Consider the following 16,560-nt stretch of genomic DNA (forward strand, 5'->3'; position numbering starts at 1 on the left):
CTTCGGAGGTCACGTGCTGCGTTCCGCCCTGCTTTATACGGCCCTGCTTTTCGGTGCAAACGCCGCCTTGGCCGGTCCGGTGGACTGGCAGGCCGCCCGCGACGCGGGGATGGTCAAGCTGGTGCCGGCCGAATCGCCCCGGCCCGTTCCCGATGTCGAATTCACCGACCCCGAGGGCGGCACGCACCGTCTGGAGGATTATCGGGGCAAGGTCGTGCTGCTGAATTTCTGGGCCACCTGGTGCGCCCCCTGCCGCGAGGAGATGCCCTCGCTCGACCGGTTGCAGGCAGACATGGGGGGCGATGATTTCGTGGTCCTGGCCGTCGCCACCGGCCGCAACGCGCCCGAGCAGATCGACCGCTTCTATGCCGAAACCGGCCTGCAGAACCTGCCTGTCCTGCTGGACCCGCGGCAGAAGCTGTCACGAGCCATGGGCGTGGTGGGCCTGCCTGTCACCGTGCTGATCGACCGGGAAGGCAACGAGATCGCGCGTCTTCTGGGCGAGGCCGACTGGGCGTCCGAACCCGCCCGACAGGTGATCGAGCAGCTGGCGGCGACAGAATAAGCCCCCGGCGCGATTAACCCTTTCCCCAAAAATGCCTGCCCCTTTACGGCAAATTAAGCGATCATCCGCATAACCATGCACGGAATGATTGTTGATGAGGGCAGACGTGACCGACGCGAACCCGCCCGCCAAGGGCTCTCCGCTGGACTATGCGATGGATCAGCAAAGCCGGCTGACGCTGCCGGCGGTTCGGCTGGCGGTGGAAAAGGGCAACGGACTGCTGGCGTTCCAGCCGGTGGTGCAGGCTCAGCGGACCGACCGCCCCGCCTTTTACGAGGGGCTGATCCGAATCATGGACGATTCGGGCCGCATGGTGCCCTTGCGCGACTTCATGCCGGTGGCAGAAACCACCGAACTGGGCCGCCAGATCGACTGCCTGTCCCTGTCGCTGGGCATGAAGGCCCTGGCCGAAGATCCGTCGCTGCGGCTGTCGGTGAACATGTCGGCACGGTCCATCGGCTATCCCGAATGGATGGGGATTCTGCGGAACGGGGTGGCCGAAGACCCGCAGGCCGCCGAACGGCTGATTCTCGAAATCACCGAAAGCTCGGCCATGGGCCTGCCAGATGAGGTCAAGACCTTCATGCGCGAGGTGCAGCGCTATGGCATCAGCCTGGCACTGGACGATTTCGGGGCCGGTTACACATCCTTCCGCTATCTTCGGGACTTCTGCTTCGACATGATCAAGATCGACGGACAGTTCATCCGCGAAATCTCGACCCATCCCGACAACCAGGTGCTGACCCAGGCGCTGATGTCCATTGCCCAGCACTTCGACATGTTTACCGTGGCCGAGATGGTGGAAACCGCCGACGATGCCAGCTTTCTGATCAGCAACGGCATCGACTGCCTGCAAGGCTATTATTTCGGGGCTCCGACGATCGCGCCGCCCTGGAAGACACCCCCCTCCATCGCTCTGCGCTGAAGGAAGGGCCTGCCCGTCCTTCGGGCGATCTGCTTGACGCGCCGGCATGAAGGCGCATCCTGTTCCCGATTCGACAGCCATCCGGCTTTCAAGGGAAGGAGCCCCTCATGACCACTGCTGTAATTGTTTCTGCTGCCCGCACTGCGGTCGGCAGTTTTCTGGGATCGTTTGCCGGGGTTCCTGCCCATGATCTGGGCGCCGTGGTTCTGCAGGAGGTGGTGTCGCGTGCGGGCATCGACCCGGCCGAGGTGGACGAAACGATCCTGGGACAGGTGCTGACCGCAGCGCAAGGCCAGAACCCGGCCCGCCAGGCGCACATCAAGGCCGGTCTGCCGCAGGAATCCTCGGCCTGGCTGCTGAACCAGGTGTGCGGGTCGGGGCTGCGCGCGGTGGCTCTGGCCGCCCAGCAGGTGATGATGGGGGATGCCCGGGTGGTGTTGGCGGGCGGGCAGGAAAGCATGTCCATGTCCACCCACGCCGCCTATCTGCGCGCGGGCCAGAAGATGGGCGACATGCAGTTCATCGACACAATGATCCGCGACGGGCTGTGGGACGCCTTCAACAACTATCACATGGGCAGCACGGCCGAGAACGTCGCGCAGAAATGGCAGATCAGCCGCGACCAGCAGGACGAATTCGCGCTGGCCTCGCAGAACAAGGCCGAGGCCGCGCAGAAGGCGGGCCGGTTCGACGACGAGATCGTCGGCTATACGGTCAAGACCCGCAAGGGCGACACGGTGGTCGACAAGGACGAATACATCCGCCATGGCGCCACCATCGAGGCCATGCAGAAGCTGCGCCCGGCGTTTTCCAAGGACGGCTCGGTCACGGCCGGCAACGCATCGGGCCTCAACGATGGCGCGGCGGCGGTGATGGTGATGACCGAGGACGAGGCGAACCGGCGCGGCCTGACGCCGCTGGCGCGCATTGCGTCCTGGGCGACCGCGGGGCTGGACCCGGCGATCATGGGCACCGGACCGATCCCGGCCAGCCGCAAGGCCCTGGAAAAGGCCGGATGGAAGGTCGACGACCTGGATCTGGTCGAGGCGAACGAGGCGTTTGCCGCCCAGGCCTGCGCGGTCAACAAGGACATGGGCTGGAACCCCGAGATCGTCAACGTGAACGGCGGGGCCATCGCCATCGGCCATCCGATCGGCGCGTCGGGCGCGCGGGTGCTGAACACGCTTTTGTTCGAGATGAAGCGCCGTGATGCCAAGAAGGGTCTGGCCACGCTGTGCATCGGCGGCGGCATGGGCGTCGCCCTGTGCCTGGAACGCTGACGGCCCGACGGGGACTGCAACATTTTCACAGGAGGAGGGATTCATGTCAAAGGTAGCACTCGTGACCGGAGGCTCGCGCGGCATTGGAGCGGCCATTTCCAAGGCCTTGCAACACGCGGGCCACACGGTCGTGGCCACCTATGCCGGCAACGACGACGCCGCCAAGGCGTTCACTGCCGAAACCGGGATCAAGACCTACAAGTGGTCGGTGGCCGATTATGACGCCTGCGCCGCCGGCATCCGGCAGATCGAGGACGAGGTCGGCCCGATCGCGATCCTAGTCAACAATGCCGGCATCACCCGCGACGCGATGTTCCACAAGATGACCCCCCAGCAATGGAAGGAGGTCATCGACACCAACCTGACCGGGCTTTTCAACATGACCCATCCGGTCTGGTCGGGGATGCGCGACCGCAAGTTCGGCCGCATCATCAACATCAGTTCCATCAACGGGCAAAAGGGCCAGGCGGGTCAGGCCAACTATTCGGCGGCCAAGGCGGGCGATCTGGGATTCACCAAGGCCCTGGCGCAAGAGGGCGCGCGGGCGGGCATCACCGTCAACGCCATCTGTCCCGGCTATATTGCGACCGAGATGGTCAAGGCCATCGACGAAAAGGTGCTGGCCGACCGCATCATCCCCCAGATTCCGGTAGGCCGCCTGGGCGAACCCGAGGAAATCGCGCGGGCCGTGGTGTTCCTTGCCTCCGACGACGCAGGCTTCATCACCGGGTCCACCATCAGCGCCAATGGCGGACAGTATTTCGTCTGATCGGCCCGGCTGAAACGATGCGGCCCGCGCAATCTGCGCGGGCCGTCTGTGGTTCCGTCAGACAAGACGGTCAATGGGACAGTCGGGAGATTTCTTCCTTCAAACGAAGTTTCTCGCGCTTCATGGCCTTGATCTGCAAATCGCTGGCACCCGGGCTTCTTTGTTCCTTTTCAACGGCCTCGGACAGCACCTGGTGTTTCTTTCGCAGTTCTTCGACATGGGAAGCAACCGACATCGCGTCCTCCTGTATAGGTTGAATCGAACAAGGCGATTGCAGCACAGCTTCATGATTCTGTCACGCGGGATTCGATAACATCGATGCCAGTGGCGAACCGTCGCGCAGAACCGCCCGCGCGGTCGGGGTCAGATCCTCGCGGTCCCCCGGATGGGCGGGCGCCTGATGCATCACGAAAGGCGCCAGCAGGCGCAGCGGCCCGCGTGCGCCCTTTTGTGCACGCAAAATCACCCGGCCCGCCGGCTGTCCTGCCCGCCCGGCGACGGGCAGGATAACGGTGGCCCCGGCGCGGCCCGCAAGCCCGGCCAGGATCGCGTCCAGACGGTCGGCCCGCTGGATCAGCGTCAGGATGCCGCCGGGACGCAATCGGCGCAGGCCAGCGTCGATCCAGGCGGACAGGGGGGTATCTTCGCGCCGGGCACCGGCCCTGCCCTTGTCGGGGGCGGGGGTTCCCCCCAGGAAATACGGCGGGTTTGCGATGACATGGTCAAAGGTCCGGGCGCGCAATCCCAGGGGAGGCCGGGCCAGATCGCCGGTCAGCACCTCCAGCGCGATACCGTTTCCGGCAGCGTTCTGCCGCGCCAAGTCCGCGTAATCGGGCTGCCGTTCCAGCCCGACCAGCCGCAGGCCCGGCACCCGCCATCCCAGGCACAGGCTGGCCACCCCGGCCCCGCAGCCCAGTTCCAGCACCGCCTGGTCCATCCGCGCCGGGCAGGCCGCCGCCAGCATCACCGCATCGGCACCCGACCGGAAACCGTGTTTCGGTTGCAGGATGCGCAGACGGCCGTCCAGAAAGCCGTCGCAGGTCGGGTCATTCATCCAGGCCCGCATCCCGCAGGATGGCGCGGGCCATGAATTCGTCCCGATCCGCGACCATCAGCCGCTGCGGCAGGATGCCCAGAGACCCTTCCAGAACGCTCATGTGCTGGTCCATCTGAAAGGCCACGATCCCTTCGTCCTCAAGCAGGCTCAGGGCGCGGGACATGCGGACGGGATCGTTGCTGCGGAAAAGCTCTTTCATGGGCACGACGCTAGGCGGCGGTTGCGCAAATGTCGAGGGCGTGGCAAGGACGGGCGCGGCAATGGGGTTATGGCCATGGGTGTGCAGGAAAACGTGCAGAAACCGCTGGACCGTCTGTCCGAGGCACTGGGCGCCGACATGGCGGCTGTGAATGCTCTGATCCGCGACCGCATGACCAGCGAACACGCCCCCCGCATTCCCGAGGTGACGGCCCATCTGATCGAGGCCGGGGGCAAGCGGCTGCGACCGATGCTGACGCTGGCTGCCGCGCGGATCATGGGATACGAAGGCCCCTACCACATCCATCTGGCCGCAACGGTGGAATTCATCCATACCGCGACGCTGCTGCACGACGACGTGGTGGATGAAAGTCGTCAGCGGCGCGGGCGGCCTACGGCAAACCTGCTTTGGGACAACAAGTCCAGCGTGCTGGTGGGCGATTACCTGTTCGCCCGCAGCTTTCAGTTGATGGTAGAGCCGGGCAATCTGCGCACGCTGGAGATCCTGTCCAACGCGGCCGCCACCATTGCCGAGGGCGAGGTGCTGCAACTGACGGCCGCGCAGGATCTGCGCACGGACGAAGCGGTTTATCTCAAGGTCGTGCGCGGCAAGACCGCCGCGCTGTTTTCCGCCGCGACCGAGGTGGGCGGCGTCATCGCACATGCGGACCCCGAACAGGTGCAGGCCCTGTTCGATTATGGCGATGCGCTGGGGATCAGCTTTCAGATCGTTGACGACCTGCTGGATTACGGCGGCGCGACCGAAACGATCGGCAAGAACGTCGGCGACGACTTCCGCGAACGCAAGCTGACCTTGCCGGTCATCAAGGCGGTTGCCCGGGCCACCCCCGAGGAACGCGCCTTCTGGTCGCGGGTCATCGAATCGGGCGATCAGCGCGAAGGCGATCTGGAACGGGCGCTGTCGATCCTGTCCCGCCACGGCGCGATGCAGGCGGCGCGCGCCGATGCCCTGGGCTGGTCGGCCAAGGCCAAGGCGGCGCTGACCGGGCTGCCGCCGCATCCGATCCGGGACATGCTGTCGGACATGGCCGATTTCATGGTCAGCCGCGTGGCCTGATTCCGGCCATAACACCGCTGCTTCCACGATCGCCCTAGCGCTTTTGGCTTGTGCCATGCACGTCATGAGGGCATCGGCAAAACAGGTTTTGCAACTATTTTAGGCGTCGCGTCGCAATAAAGCCCGCCAAAAGGGCAATTCCCGTCCCGACCCTTTCCGGGAATGCCCGTGGCCTGTGCAATGACCCTGAACCCCGGAATGAAGGGGCATCGGCGGCGCGCCCGGTGCCGCGTTGAAGGGGATATGATGATGAAAAGGGCTGCTCCCTTTATTGCCACCGCCGCGGCCCTGATCGCGGCGCCCGGTTTTGCGCAGGATGCCGCGGTCGCGGCCACGGCACCGGTGCCCGACAAGGGCGACACGACCTGGATGCTGATCTCGGCCATTCTGGTGATGATGATGACGCTGCCGGGCCTGGCGCTGTTCTATGGCGGCCTGGTGCGGGCCAAGAACATGCTGTCGGTGCTGATGCAGGTGCTGGCGGTCTTCAGCATGGTCGCGATCCTGTGGGTGGCCTTCGGCTATTCGCTGGCCTTTACCGGGGCCGCTTCGGCCGAGGATGCGACCGCCCTGACACCCTATATCGGCGGCCTGACCAAGATGTTTCTGGCCGGCGTGACAACGGGGTCGAACATCGAGGGCTTTTCGGCCGGCGTGGTGATCCCGGAGCTGTCCTTCGTGGTCTTCCAGATGGCCTTTGCCTGCATTGCCGGAGCCCTGATCGTGGGCGCCACGGCCGAGCGGCTGAAGTTCAGCGCCATCCTGTTGTTCGTGGTGATCTGGTTCGTTCTGGCCTATCTGCCGATGGCCCACATGGTCTGGTGGTGGGGCGGTCCCAGCGCCTATGACGCGCCTTCGGGTCTGCTGTTCGGTCATGGCGCGCTTGATTTCGCGGGCGGCACGGTCATCCACATCAATGCGGGCGTGGCGGGCCTTGTCGCGGCGATGGTGGCCGGCCCCCGCATCGGCTATCGCAAGGAACTGCTGGCGCCGCACAATCTCAGCCTGACGCTGGTGGGGGGATGCCTGCTGTGGATCGGCTGGTTCGGCTTCAACGCCGGCTCGAACCTTGAAGCGAACGGCCTGACGGCCCTGGCGATGGTCAACACGGTGGTCGCTGCGGCTGCCGGGGTGCTGGCCTGGTCCTTTGGCGAATGGGCGTTTCGCGGCCATCCCAGCCTGCTGGGCGGCATCTCGGGCGCCATCGCGGGTCTGGTGGGCGTCACCCCGGCCGCGGGATTCGTGGGACCGATGGGGGCCATCGCCATCGGGCTGGTGGCGGGCCTGCTGTGCATGTGGTTCGTCATCAGCATGAAGCCGCGCATGGGCATCGACGACAGCCTGGACGTGTTCGGCATCCACGGCATCGGCGGCATTGTCGGCGCGATCCTGACAGGGGTCTTTGCCGCGCCGTCCCTGGGGGGCACGGGCGTGTTCGATTACGGCGCCAATGCAGTGGCCGAATTCTCGATGGGCGCGCAGGTCTGGAACCAGACGCTGGGCGTGGTGATCGCGATCCTGTGGTCGGGCATCGTATCCTTTGTGGCCATTCACATCGTCAAGGCGCTGATCGGGTTGCGGGTCGCCGACAACGACGAACGTCAGGGCCTGGACATCACCACCCACGGCGAAAACGCCTATAATTGAGGCGGGCCGAAACGCACCCGGCCCGGCGCGACCCGCCGGGCCGTTTCCATGCCTTTATCACGGATTGGTCAGGCCAATTCCATCAGGACGATTCCTGGTATAGGCTGGCACCCAATCCGGCCGGCAAGCGGCCCTGGGCAGTTACGCAGGCACCCGACGCATGAAACGACCGACCGGCACCCCCAAGCGCACGGGCCGCAGCCCTGTCGCCGACAAGCGCGCGGCAGCGCCCGACGAACCGAAACCCCCGGTCCGGCGCCACCGGACGCCCGCGCGTCGCGGCAACGTGGTGGTGCGGACCGTGGCGGGCACCGTCGGCCTGATCTGGCGCATCCTGTGGGGGTCGGTCTGGCGCCTGGCGATGGTGGTGGCCCTGATCGTCGGCGGGGCGACTGCCTATTACTATGCCAGCCTGCCCGAGCCCGAGGCCCTGTTCGACGCCCGGGCGCGCGGTTCCGTCACGATGCTGGACAACGATGGAAAGGTCTTTGCCTGGCGGGGCGAAACCTATGGCGCCGTGACCAGCGACAAGATCGCGCCGGTCCTGAAACAGGCCGTGATGGCGACCGAGGATCGCCGCTTCAACTGGCATTTCGGCATCAGTCCGCGCGGCATCGCCAGCGCCATCCGGATCAACCTGGCCGAGGGGCGCGGCGCGCTGGAGGGCAACGGCGGGTCCACCATCACCCAGCAGACAGCCAAGCTGCTGTGCCTGGGGGAAACCTTTGATCCCATCCGATGGGAGAACGAGGCCGAGTTCGAGGCGTCGTGCCGGGTTGGCAGCCTGTGGCGCAAGATCAAGGAAGTGCCTTATTCCTTCGCCCTCGAGGCCAAGTATTCCAAGGACGACATCCTCAGCATCTACATGAACCGCTCGTACATGGGGGGCGGCGCGCGGGGGTTCGAGGCAGCCAGCCAGCGTTATTTCAACAAGCCCGCATCCGACGTGAACGCGGCCGAGGCGGCGATGCTGGCCGGCCTGTTGCAGGCGCCCAGCTATTTCGCGCCGACCGCGAACCTGGCGCGCAGCCAGGAACGCGCCAGCGTGGTTCTGGGCCTGATGGCCGAGGAAGGCTATCTGACCGCCGACGAGGTGGCGGCGGCGCGCGCCAACCCCGCACAACTGTCACAGGCAGCCACGGCGCGGGCGGGCGGTTATTTCGCGGACTGGGTCATGGAATCCGGCCCCGGCTTCCTGACCAGCGAAACGACCGAGGACGTGACCATCCGCACCACCTTCGACCCCCGCATCCAGACCGCCGCAGAACGCGCATTGCAGCGGATCTTTGCTGAAAAGGTCAGCGACGACAGCAAGGCCGAGGCCGCGGTGGTGGTGATGTCGGCCGATGGCGCCGTGCGCGCGATCATCGGCGGGCGCGACAGCATCGTGAACGGCGCCTTCAACCGCGCCGTCCAGGCCAAGCGCCAGACCGGGTCCAGCTTCAAGCCCTTCGTGTTTGCCGCCGCGCTCGAGGCCGGATACGGCCCCGGCGACCAGGTCGAGGATGGGCCGCTGACCATCCGCATTCCCGGCAGCAAGCCGTGGTCGCCCCAGAACTATACCCGCCGCTTCTATGGAAACGTGACCTTGACCACGGCGCTCAAGCAGTCGCTGAACACCGCCACCATCCGGTTGCAGGAAACCGTGGGCCGCGACCAGGTTCGCCGCATCGCCCATGATTTCGGCATCGTCAGCAACCTAACCACCAGCCCCTCGCTGGGTCTGGGCGCGTCCGAGGCGACGCTGATGGAATTGACCGGGGCCTATGCGGGCATCCGCAACGGCGGCACATCGGTCGCGCCCTATGGCCTGGTCGAGCTGCGCATCGCGGGCGACGACCAGCCGCTGATGGGCCAGACCGGCGGCATGGGCCAGCGGGTCATCAGCCAGCGGGCGGCGGGACAGTTGATCTACATGATGCAACAGGTGATCGACAGCGGCACCGGCACCCGCGCCAAGATGGGCACCCGCCCGGTGGCCGGCAAGACCGGCACCACCAGCAGCTATCGCGACGCCTGGTTCGTAGGGTTTTCCGAACAGTATGTCGTCGGCGTCTGGATGGGCTACGACGACAACACGCCCTTGGAGGGCGTCACCGGCGGCGGGTTGCCGGCCGAGATCTGGCAGGCGGTGATGACCGACATCCACGAGGGGCTGCCGGAACTGCCCCTGTCCACGGTATCGCCGGACGGCAGCGGCATCCTGCTGTCGAACGACGGCGCGCCCAGGGTGGTGACCGCGGGATCGGCCGACGATCCGCTGGCGGCGGCGCTTGCGGGGGCGGTGAATTCGGCCAGTCCCGCACCGGGCGGGCAGGTGATCGGCACCCCCGCCACGGCCCCGCAAGTCACGGCCCCGCAAACCCCGGGCAGCAGCAGCACGGCCAGCTCGGACGATGCGCTGAGCCAGGCGCTGAACGGGATCCTGGGGGGGAATTAGGGTTTCCCACTTAGCGGCAGCTTTGAGTCTAAGGCAGTCATTGGCGCACAGTAACCGGTAATGCTTGGCGGATATATAGAGCCTTCGCTGGGTTCTGTGCGCTCTTGCCTACCCATCCGTTGTCGGCAGAGCCGCCCGGACATTCTTTGGACCGCCACCCAGATACCAGATTACTGCCAGAATCACGATGGTGCCGCCGATGAAGCCCGAAAGACCGATCCGCTCGTCGAAAAACAGCCAGACCCAGAATGGCCCCAGCACGACATCGAGCATCGACAGGAACCCCGCCTCGCCCGAAGCAATCAGACGCCCGCCCATCAGGACGAGGATGTAAGAGATCCCGGTGCTCAGCACGCCATAAGCTGCGCAAGCCATCAGTTGTTTGGGCGTCGGCAGGCCGCCGGACATGAAGGGAACCGCGATCAGGCCGCAGGCGATGGCTGCCAGCATTGTCATTTGCGTTAAATCGAGCCTCGGGTATCGTTTGGCGATCACCAGCTCCGTGGCAAAGCTCAGCGTCATTACGGTTGCGGCAAGGATTCCCAGAAGGTCGCGGCCCCCGAAACTCGCGCCGACCATCACCGCGATCCCGACAAAGGCAACGCTCCCGGCCAGAATGAACCGACCGGTTATCCGTTCGCCGAGCCACAGGAAGGCTATCGAGGTAGCCGCAAACGGCAGCGCGGCGTAGACCGTCATAACATTTGCGACCGAGGTCCAAGTCAGCGAAGCGACATAGGTGATAGAGGCCACCACGGCGACGGCCGTGGCCACCAGCCCGGGACGACCGAAGCTGCGGACCGTATGCGTGCCTTCGAACCGATTTCGGCAGACGATGTAGAGACCCAGGACGATGGCCGTGAACGCAGAGCGCCAGCCAACCATGGACCAGATGTCCAAATCCGCGACCCGGACGAACAGTCCTGCGGTGCTCCACAGGATGGCGGACACCAGGACAAGAAGGATGCCAAGCTTGCGTGATCCTTGTAGCATGTAGCAGCCTACTGATATGTGGTGGGATATGAATAGACCGGTCGTCTACACAAATCCTGGAGCAACAGCGACCCGCGATCGACTGATTGCGACAGGTTTGAAAAATCTGCTTGGTCACGGTTATGAAGGCATGGGCATTGGGCCGGTGCTGGCTGAAGCGGGCGTCCCCAAAGGCTCCTTCTACCATTATTTTGCCAGCAAGGACGATTTTGCGGCAGAGATCGTCGGTGCCTATGAAGCGCGATATGAAGCGATGCGGCAGCGGATCTTCGGTGATGAGAGGCTGTCGCCGATGGCGAGGCTCGACGCGTATTTCACGGAGCTTCAGTCGGAATTGGGGCATACGTTGCCGCATGGTGGCTGCCTATACGGCAGTCTCGCCCAGACGGCCTCGTCGCGATCTCCCGCCTTCCAGACCGCCCTCGCAGCCGCCTATGATGCCTGGCATGCATCCCTAGCCGAACAGATCGACGCTGCGAAAGCGCGGGGAGAGGTGGACCCGGTGGTCGATACTCAAGTTGTCGTGGCGGACCTGATCAATCTTTACGAAGGGGTTATCGTCCGGCTCAAGATCACAGGTAACCTTGACGCCTTCTCTTCGCTGCGCCGGTATCTGGCGGGGTTGGGGTCGTTTTCCGTAAGAGCGTAAGGATGCAGAGCAAGGCCATCCGACCGAGACGCCGCGTTCTTATCATGCGACCGATCTGACAGTCATCGCAACGAAGCATTTAAATCTAGAAAGTCAGGCTTGTCCGCGAAAGCCGACAGTATGCCTAAACTAAGCTACTGCCACCTCTGTGCCTCTTGCCCAACTCCTACCCCGCCCTTTGCAAATCCGCCGTCAATCCCGCCAGATCGCCGCGCCGTGCCGTCAGCATCGCGCTGATCTCGGCGCGTTCGCTGGCCAGCATGTTCACGCCCTCGATGATGATGTTGAAGAACCGGTCCCGGCCCGACTTGTTCGACACGTGCCATTCGACCTCCATCGGCGCGCGGCCGTTCAGATAGGCGACCGAGGTGACGGCGAAGAAGCTTTTCAGCGGGCGGGCGCCCGTCACCTCGATCCGCGATCCGATGAACTCTCGGAACCGCTTGCCGTACTTGCGCCCGATATAGCCCTGGAAAGCCTGGGTATAGGCGGCAAGCGCGGCCGGACCGGCCTGCCGCGCGGCAGGCCCCAGGGCCGAACGGGCGATCACGTCCACATCGGCATAGCGGGCAAAGATCGTCTCGAATTCGCGATACATCTGCGCGGGCGGCTGGCCTGCGTTGATGACCCGGTAAACCTCTCCCAGAGCGCGGTCGATCAGCGCACGGGCCTGGTTCGCATCCAGCGCCCAGGCCCCGCCGCCCGGCATCAGAACCGCCGCGGTGCCCGCCCCCATCAGGGCAAGGACGCCGCGCCGGTCAGGGCGCATAGGGGTCGATGACGTCATCCGCGGCAGTATCGGCATATGGGTCAATCTCGGCCCCTCCTTCGTTCAGGTCATGGCGGCGGTGCATCAGATAGATCAGCCGCAACTGGGCATAGCTATCCGCACTGTCCTGCAACACGCTATCCACCGTGTCGCCGAAACGTGCCCGCTCACCGGCTTTTGAGGCGACGCGTAGGCCGAATACCGCCAATGCGCCGTCCGGGTGCAGCAGGTGATACAACGGGTCGATCAGCAGATCCCCCACCTTGCCCGCCGCGTCCCGTCCGGTCGCGGGACCCAGGACAGGCAGTTCCAGATAGGGCCCCTCGGGGACGCCCCAGACGGCCAGCGTTTCGCCGAAATCGGTGTCCTGTTCGGGCAGTCCGAAATCCGTGCCGGCAGGGTCCAGCAATCCGCCGATCCCCAGTGTCGTATTGACGGCAAAGCGGAAAAAATTCCTGATCGCGGGTTCCGGGCGACCCTGCAGCAGGCTGTTGACCACCTTGCCCGGCAGCGACAGGTTGCTGCCTGCGTTGATGACCAGGTTCACCGCACCGCCCTGCGACGGCGTGTCGCCGCCGCCCGACAGACGTGTTGACACAGGGCTGATGACATGGCGGTCCACCGCCTTGTTGAAGGCATGGACACGGCGGTTCTGCGCCTCGTAGGGGTCGTTGACACGGATGCTGTCCTGCATCACAGGCTGCGACGCGCATCCTGCCAGGGCCAGGATCAGGGCCAAGGGTGCGGCAAGGGACAAGGAAGCCAAAGGTTCTCCTAACCTTTATCAGGGAATGCGGTAGTATCCGGCATGAGCTACCCACCACGACGGCCCTCCCCGGCATAGCCGGGAGCGGCCCTTGCGGCAAGGCCACGGGCGACGGCCCACAGGCGAAGGACGAAGGAATGATGAAACCGCCCGCCTTTCACGACGGCGCCAGGGAACTGCGCAGCGCGCGCGCGGCGGGAATGCCGCTTTATGCGGGGATCGGACTGTTCTCGGCGGTCGTGAACCTGCTGATGCTGACCGGCCCGCTGTTCATGCTGCAGGTCTATGACCGGGTGCTGGCCTCCAGGTCGGTGGAAACACTGACGGCGCTGTTCGTGCTGGTGGTGTTCCTGTTCCTGCTGATGGGTTTTCTGGACCTTTTGCGCAGCCGGGTCATGCAGCGGGTCGCGGCCCGCTTTCAGGACCGGATCGAGGGGCGGGTCTTTACCGCCGCCCTGCGCGAAGGGGCGATCGCGGGCGACGAATCGGCAGCGGCCGCCAGCGGGATGCGCGACCTGGACGCGGTGCAGCGGCTGATCGCCTCGCCCGTGCTGATGGCGATGTTCGACCTGCCTTGGGCGCCGCTGTTCCTGGCGGCGGTTTATATCTTCCATCCCCTGCTGGGCGTTGTCGCGACGGTGGGCGGGCTGATCCTGGTGCTGAGTACGCTGGCCAACCGGTCGCTGACCCGGACCCCCCTGCAGCAATCCAACGCGGCGGCGGCGCAGGCGCAGCGCATGGCTGACCTTTATCGCGACGAGGGCGAGGTGATCGGCGCCCTGGGAATGCGGGGCGCGACCCATGCCCGCTGGCGCAAGGCCCGGGCGGAAGCGCAGGAACAGGCCGTGCGCGGCGCCGACCTTTCGCAGGGCTTTGCCGTCTTTTCCAAGACTTTCCGGCTGTTTCTGCAAAGCGCGATGCTGGCCGCCGGCGCGTGGCTGGTTCTGCAGGGGTCGCTGACGCCCGGCGCCATGATCGCCAGTTCGATCATGATGGGCCGCGCGCTTGCCCCGGTGGAGCTGCTGGTCGGCGGCTGGCCCGCCGTGCAGGCGGCGCAGGACGGCTGGAGCCGTCTGGCCCGGCTCTTGTCGCGCCAGCCGCCGCTGCCGGCCCATACCCCCCTGCCCCGCCCCGACGCCACGGTCGAGGTGCGCAACCTGTCCGTCGCCCCGCCGGGCCAGTCTGTCGCAACGGTGCGCGGCGTATCGTTCGGGGTGGCACCGGGGCAGGCACTGGGGGTGATCGGACCCTCGGGCGCGGGCAAATCGACGCTGGCCCGCGCGTTGATCGGGGCCTGGCCGGTGGGCGCGGGCTCGATCCGGCTGGGCGGGGCGACGCTGGACCAGTACGACCCCGACATTCTGGGCACGCTGATCGGCTATCTGCCCCAGCACGTCACCCTGTTCGATGGAACGATCACCGAAAACATCGCCCGGCTGTCCCCGGACCCCGACCCGGTGCGGGTGGTGCGCGCGGCCCAGGCGGCGGCGGCCCATCAGATGATCCTGGACCTGCCGCAGGGCTATGACACACGCATCAGCCAGGCGGCCGGGCGGCTGTCGGGCGGCCAGATCCAGCGGATCGGCCTGGCCCGCGCCCTGTATCCCGACCCGGCGATGCTGGTTCTGGACGAACCGAACTCGAACCTGGACAACGAGGGATCGCTGGCGCTGAACGCGGCAATCCGACGGATCAAGGCGCAGGGCGGATGCGTGATCATCATGGCGCACCGGCCCGCGGCCATCAACGAATGCGATCTTCTGTTGGTGATGGAACAAGGGATGCGGCGCGCCTTTGGCCCGCGCGACAAGGTATTGCAGGAGATGGTGCAGAACTCTGCCCAAATCCTGAAATCACAGGAAGCCGGACGCGCAGGGGGCGTGACATGAGCGAGAACTCGAACAGGCCCGGCGGCAACGAACCCTCCGCCCCGCAAGGGTCCGGCATCCGCACGGGCATCCTGTCCAGCCACGTCGGGACGCCGGGGAACGAGCCGGACCGCCCGGCCAGCCCACCCCCCGCGCAGTCCGCCGCCCCTGCCCAGCAGCCTCCCGTTCAGCCTCCATCCCCCCCGGCACCGCCCAGGCCCATCGCGCCGCCCGACCCGGCCCGCTGGTCGGTGCGCGCGGCAATGTCGATGGGGATTCTGGCCATCGTCGTCCTGCTGGGCGGCACCACCGTCTGGGCGGTGCAAAGCCGGATTTCCGGCGCGGTCGTGGCCCAGGGCCAGGTCGAGGTCGAACAGCAGCGCCAGGTGGTGCAGCATATCGACGGCGGCGTGATCGAGGAAATTCTTGTCCAGGAGGGCCAGACCGTCGAGGCCGGCCAGATCCTGATCCGGCTGGACGGGAACCTTCTGCGCACCGAACATGCCATCGTCGAGGGCCAGTATTTCGAAATCCTCGCCCGCCGCGGCAGGCTCGAGGCCGAGCGTGGTGATGCCGAACAGACCACGTTTCCCGCCGAACTGGTCAGGGGAGCCGAAAGCGACCCCGACCTGGCCGCCCTGATCGAAGGCCAGCGCAGCCTGTTCGAAACCCGCCGCGACACGTTGCGCCAATCCATCGAGCAGTTGGAAAAGCAGTCCGAACAGGTTCGCCAGCAGGTGGACGGCATCGACGCGCAGATCGCGGCACTGGACCGCCAGCGCGCCCTGATCGGCGAGGAGCTGGAAGATCAGCAGACGCTGCTGGACCGGGGGCTGGCGCAGGCCTCCCGCGTGCTGGCGCTCGAACGCGAGGCGGCAAGCCTCGATGGCCGGCTGGGCGAACTCAAGGCCAGCCGCGCCTCTGCGGAAACGCGCCAGACTGAACTGGACATCCAGCGCCTGCGCCTTGGCGCCGAACGGCGCGAACAGGCGGAAACCGAACTGCGTGATCTGGGTTATCGCGAACTGGAACTGGCCGAACGCCGCAGGGGCCTGATCGAACAGATCAACCGGCTGGACATCCGCGCGCCTGCGGCAGGCATCATCTACGACATGCAGGCAACCACGCCCCGCGCGGTCATCCGCCCGGCCGATCCGGTGCTGTATGTCATCCCGCAGGACCGCCCGCTGGTGGTTAGCGCACGTCTTGCGACCATCAACGTGGACGAGGTGCAGGTAGGTCAGCCGGTGGTGCTGCGCTTTTCGGCATTCTCGTCCCGCACGACGCCTGAAATCGACGGCGTACTGGGCCGCGTCTCGGCGGATGCGCTGATCGACGAGGCCACCCAGATGCCCTACTATCGGGCCGAGGTGACCATTCCCGCCGAACAGTTGGCCCGGCTGGGAGACTTGGACCTGATCCCCGGAATGCCGGTCGAGGTCTTTATCCAGACCGGCGAGCGCAGCCCGATGGCATATCTGCTGAAGCCGATGGCCGATTACTTCAATCGCGCCTTCCGCGAAAGCTGAGCCTTGGGCCCGCCATCCCTGGCGGGT

General features: G+C 65.7%; 16 protein-coding genes. 10 read left to right on the top strand and 6 right to left on the bottom strand.

The genetic code is table 11. The annotated features are described in order from the left end of the window. The first annotated feature begins 13 nt into the window (after positions 1 to 13). The 4 genes from EYE42_RS09345 to phbB all read left to right on the top strand — a co-directional run bounded on the left by EYE42_RS09345 (position 14) and on the right by phbB (position 3,539). Positions 14 to 565 carry a TlpA disulfide reductase family protein gene (locus EYE42_RS09345; RefSeq protein WP_425466563.1) on the top strand — a complete coding sequence of 184 codons (552 nt, stop codon included), beginning with the start codon at positions 14 to 16 and terminating at the stop codon, positions 563 to 565. Positions 566 to 659: 94 nt separating this feature from the next. After that, on the top strand, positions 660 to 1,490 hold the full coding sequence (locus tag EYE42_RS09350; RefSeq protein ID WP_130991064.1) for an EAL domain-containing protein: 831 nt from the start codon (positions 660 to 662) through the stop codon (positions 1,488 to 1,490). A gap of 107 nt (positions 1,491 to 1,597) precedes the next feature. Further along, a complete protein-coding gene (locus EYE42_RS09355) occupies positions 1,598 to 2,770 on the top strand; it encodes an acetyl-CoA C-acetyltransferase (RefSeq protein ID WP_130991065.1) in 1,173 nt (390 codons plus the stop codon). 43 nt (positions 2,771 to 2,813) lie between these two features. Next, complete coding sequence (phbB, locus tag EYE42_RS09360) at positions 2,814 to 3,539, top strand: acetoacetyl-CoA reductase (protein ID WP_130991066.1); 726 nt, start codon at positions 2,814 to 2,816, stop codon at positions 3,537 to 3,539. Between the two features lie 70 nt (positions 3,540 to 3,609). Here the strand turns inward: phbB and EYE42_RS09365 are convergent, their stop codons facing one another. Genes EYE42_RS09365 through EYE42_RS09375 form a run of 3 tightly spaced genes read right to left on the bottom strand, consistent with a single transcriptional unit; the run spans position 3,610 to position 4,795 of the window. Continuing rightward, complete coding sequence (locus EYE42_RS09365) at positions 3,610 to 3,774, bottom strand: YdcH family protein (RefSeq protein ID WP_130991067.1); 165 nt, start codon at positions 3,772 to 3,774, stop codon at positions 3,610 to 3,612. A 60-nt stretch (positions 3,775 to 3,834) separates the two neighbouring features. Next, positions 3,835 to 4,593 carry a tRNA1(Val) (adenine(37)-N6)-methyltransferase gene (locus tag EYE42_RS09370; RefSeq protein WP_130991068.1) on the bottom strand — a complete coding sequence of 253 codons (759 nt, stop codon included), beginning with the start codon at positions 4,591 to 4,593 and terminating at the stop codon, positions 3,835 to 3,837. After that, positions 4,586 to 4,795 (bottom strand): putative signal transducing protein, encoded by a 210-nt coding sequence (locus tag EYE42_RS09375; protein WP_130991069.1) that lies wholly within the window; start codon positions 4,793 to 4,795, stop codon positions 4,586 to 4,588. The genes EYE42_RS09370 and EYE42_RS09375 overlap by 8 nt, the downstream gene beginning before the upstream one ends. A gap of 75 nt (positions 4,796 to 4,870) precedes the next feature. Here EYE42_RS09375 and EYE42_RS09380 point away from each other — a divergent pair, with 75 nt between their 5' ends. From EYE42_RS09380 to EYE42_RS09390, 3 genes are all read left to right on the top strand, one after another. Continuing rightward, positions 4,871 to 5,872 (top strand): polyprenyl synthetase family protein, encoded by a 1,002-nt coding sequence (locus tag EYE42_RS09380; RefSeq protein ID WP_130991070.1) that lies wholly within the window; start codon positions 4,871 to 4,873, stop codon positions 5,870 to 5,872. A gap of 249 nt (positions 5,873 to 6,121) precedes the next feature. After that, positions 6,122 to 7,519, top strand: coding sequence for an ammonium transporter (locus EYE42_RS09385; RefSeq protein ID WP_211657916.1), 1,398 nt, complete (start codon positions 6,122 to 6,124; stop codon positions 7,517 to 7,519). Positions 7,520 to 7,679: 160 nt separating this feature from the next. Next, positions 7,680 to 9,959, top strand: coding sequence for a transglycosylase domain-containing protein (locus EYE42_RS09390; protein WP_130991072.1), 2,280 nt, complete (start codon positions 7,680 to 7,682; stop codon positions 9,957 to 9,959). Positions 9,960 to 10,067: 108 nt separating this feature from the next. Here EYE42_RS09390 and EYE42_RS09395 read toward each other — a convergent pair whose 3' ends face one another. After that, a complete protein-coding gene (locus EYE42_RS09395; protein ID WP_130991073.1) occupies positions 10,068 to 10,952 on the bottom strand; it encodes a DMT family transporter in 885 nt (294 codons plus the stop codon). 28 nt (positions 10,953 to 10,980) lie between these two features. Here EYE42_RS09395 and EYE42_RS09400 point away from each other — a divergent pair, with 28 nt between their 5' ends. Next, entirely contained in the window at positions 10,981 to 11,601 is a 621-nt protein-coding gene (locus EYE42_RS09400; RefSeq protein WP_165455755.1) for a TetR/AcrR family transcriptional regulator, read from the top strand. 166 nt (positions 11,602 to 11,767) lie between these two features. Here the strand turns inward: EYE42_RS09400 and EYE42_RS09405 are convergent, their stop codons facing one another. Continuing rightward, positions 11,768 to 12,370, bottom strand: coding sequence for an MlaC/ttg2D family ABC transporter substrate-binding protein (locus EYE42_RS09405; protein WP_425466564.1), 603 nt, complete (start codon positions 12,368 to 12,370; stop codon positions 11,768 to 11,770). After that, positions 12,360 to 13,136 (bottom strand): MlaA family lipoprotein, encoded by a 777-nt coding sequence (locus EYE42_RS09410; protein ID WP_246020684.1) that lies wholly within the window; start codon positions 13,134 to 13,136, stop codon positions 12,360 to 12,362. The genes EYE42_RS09405 and EYE42_RS09410 overlap by 11 nt, the downstream gene beginning before the upstream one ends. Before the next feature lie 137 nt (positions 13,137 to 13,273). On the opposite strand from EYE42_RS09410, the gene EYE42_RS09415 reads away from it, so the two are divergent. Together EYE42_RS09415 and EYE42_RS09420 are read left to right on the top strand one after the other, a co-directional pair. After that, complete coding sequence (locus EYE42_RS09415) at positions 13,274 to 15,025, top strand: type I secretion system permease/ATPase (protein ID WP_130991075.1); 1,752 nt, start codon at positions 13,274 to 13,276, stop codon at positions 15,023 to 15,025. 242 nt (positions 15,026 to 15,267) lie between these two features. Next, positions 15,268 to 16,533, top strand: coding sequence for an HlyD family type I secretion periplasmic adaptor subunit (locus EYE42_RS09420; RefSeq protein ID WP_246020702.1), 1,266 nt, complete (start codon positions 15,268 to 15,270; stop codon positions 16,531 to 16,533). The last annotated feature ends 27 nt before the right edge of the window (positions 16,534 to 16,560 follow it).

The organism is Paracoccus subflavus, assembly GCF_004310345.1.
GTDB classification, from domain to species: Bacteria; Pseudomonadota; Alphaproteobacteria; order Rhodobacterales; family Rhodobacteraceae; genus Paracoccus; species Paracoccus subflavus.

Bases quoted from the DNA above. Each gene is read 5' to 3' on its own strand.
- EYE42_RS09350 (WP_130991064.1), top strand. From the start codon at position 660: ATGAGGGCAGACGTGACCGACGCGAACCCGCCCGCCAAGGGCTCTCCG.
- EYE42_RS09355 (WP_130991065.1), top strand. From the start codon at position 1,598: ATGACCACTGCTGTAATTGTTTCTGCTGCCCGCACTGCGGTCGGCAGT.
- phbB (WP_130991066.1), top strand. From the start codon at position 2,814: ATGTCAAAGGTAGCACTCGTGACCGGAGGCTCGCGCGGCATTGGAGCG.
- EYE42_RS09365 (WP_130991067.1), bottom strand. From the start codon at position 3,774: ATGTCGGTTGCTTCCCATGTCGAAGAACTGCGAAAGAAACACCAGGTG.
- EYE42_RS09370 (WP_130991068.1), bottom strand. From the start codon at position 4,593: ATGAATGACCCGACCTGCGACGGCTTTCTGGACGGCCGTCTGCGCATC.
- EYE42_RS09375 (WP_130991069.1), bottom strand. From the start codon at position 4,795: ATGAAAGAGCTTTTCCGCAGCAACGATCCCGTCCGCATGTCCCGCGCC.
- EYE42_RS09380 (WP_130991070.1), top strand. From the start codon at position 4,871: ATGGGTGTGCAGGAAAACGTGCAGAAACCGCTGGACCGTCTGTCCGAG.
- EYE42_RS09385 (WP_211657916.1), top strand. From the start codon at position 6,122: ATGAAAAGGGCTGCTCCCTTTATTGCCACCGCCGCGGCCCTGATCGCG.
- EYE42_RS09390 (WP_130991072.1), top strand. From the start codon at position 7,680: ATGAAACGACCGACCGGCACCCCCAAGCGCACGGGCCGCAGCCCTGTC.
- EYE42_RS09395 (WP_130991073.1), bottom strand. From the start codon at position 10,952: ATGCTACAAGGATCACGCAAGCTTGGCATCCTTCTTGTCCTGGTGTCC.
- EYE42_RS09400 (WP_165455755.1), top strand. From the start codon at position 10,981: ATGAATAGACCGGTCGTCTACACAAATCCTGGAGCAACAGCGACCCGC.
- EYE42_RS09405 (WP_425466564.1), bottom strand. From the start codon at position 12,370: ATGCGCCCTGACCGGCGCGGCGTCCTTGCCCTGATGGGGGCGGGCACC.
- EYE42_RS09415 (WP_130991075.1), top strand. From the start codon at position 13,274: ATGATGAAACCGCCCGCCTTTCACGACGGCGCCAGGGAACTGCGCAGC.
- EYE42_RS09420 (WP_246020702.1), top strand. From the start codon at position 15,268: ATGTCGATGGGGATTCTGGCCATCGTCGTCCTGCTGGGCGGCACCACC.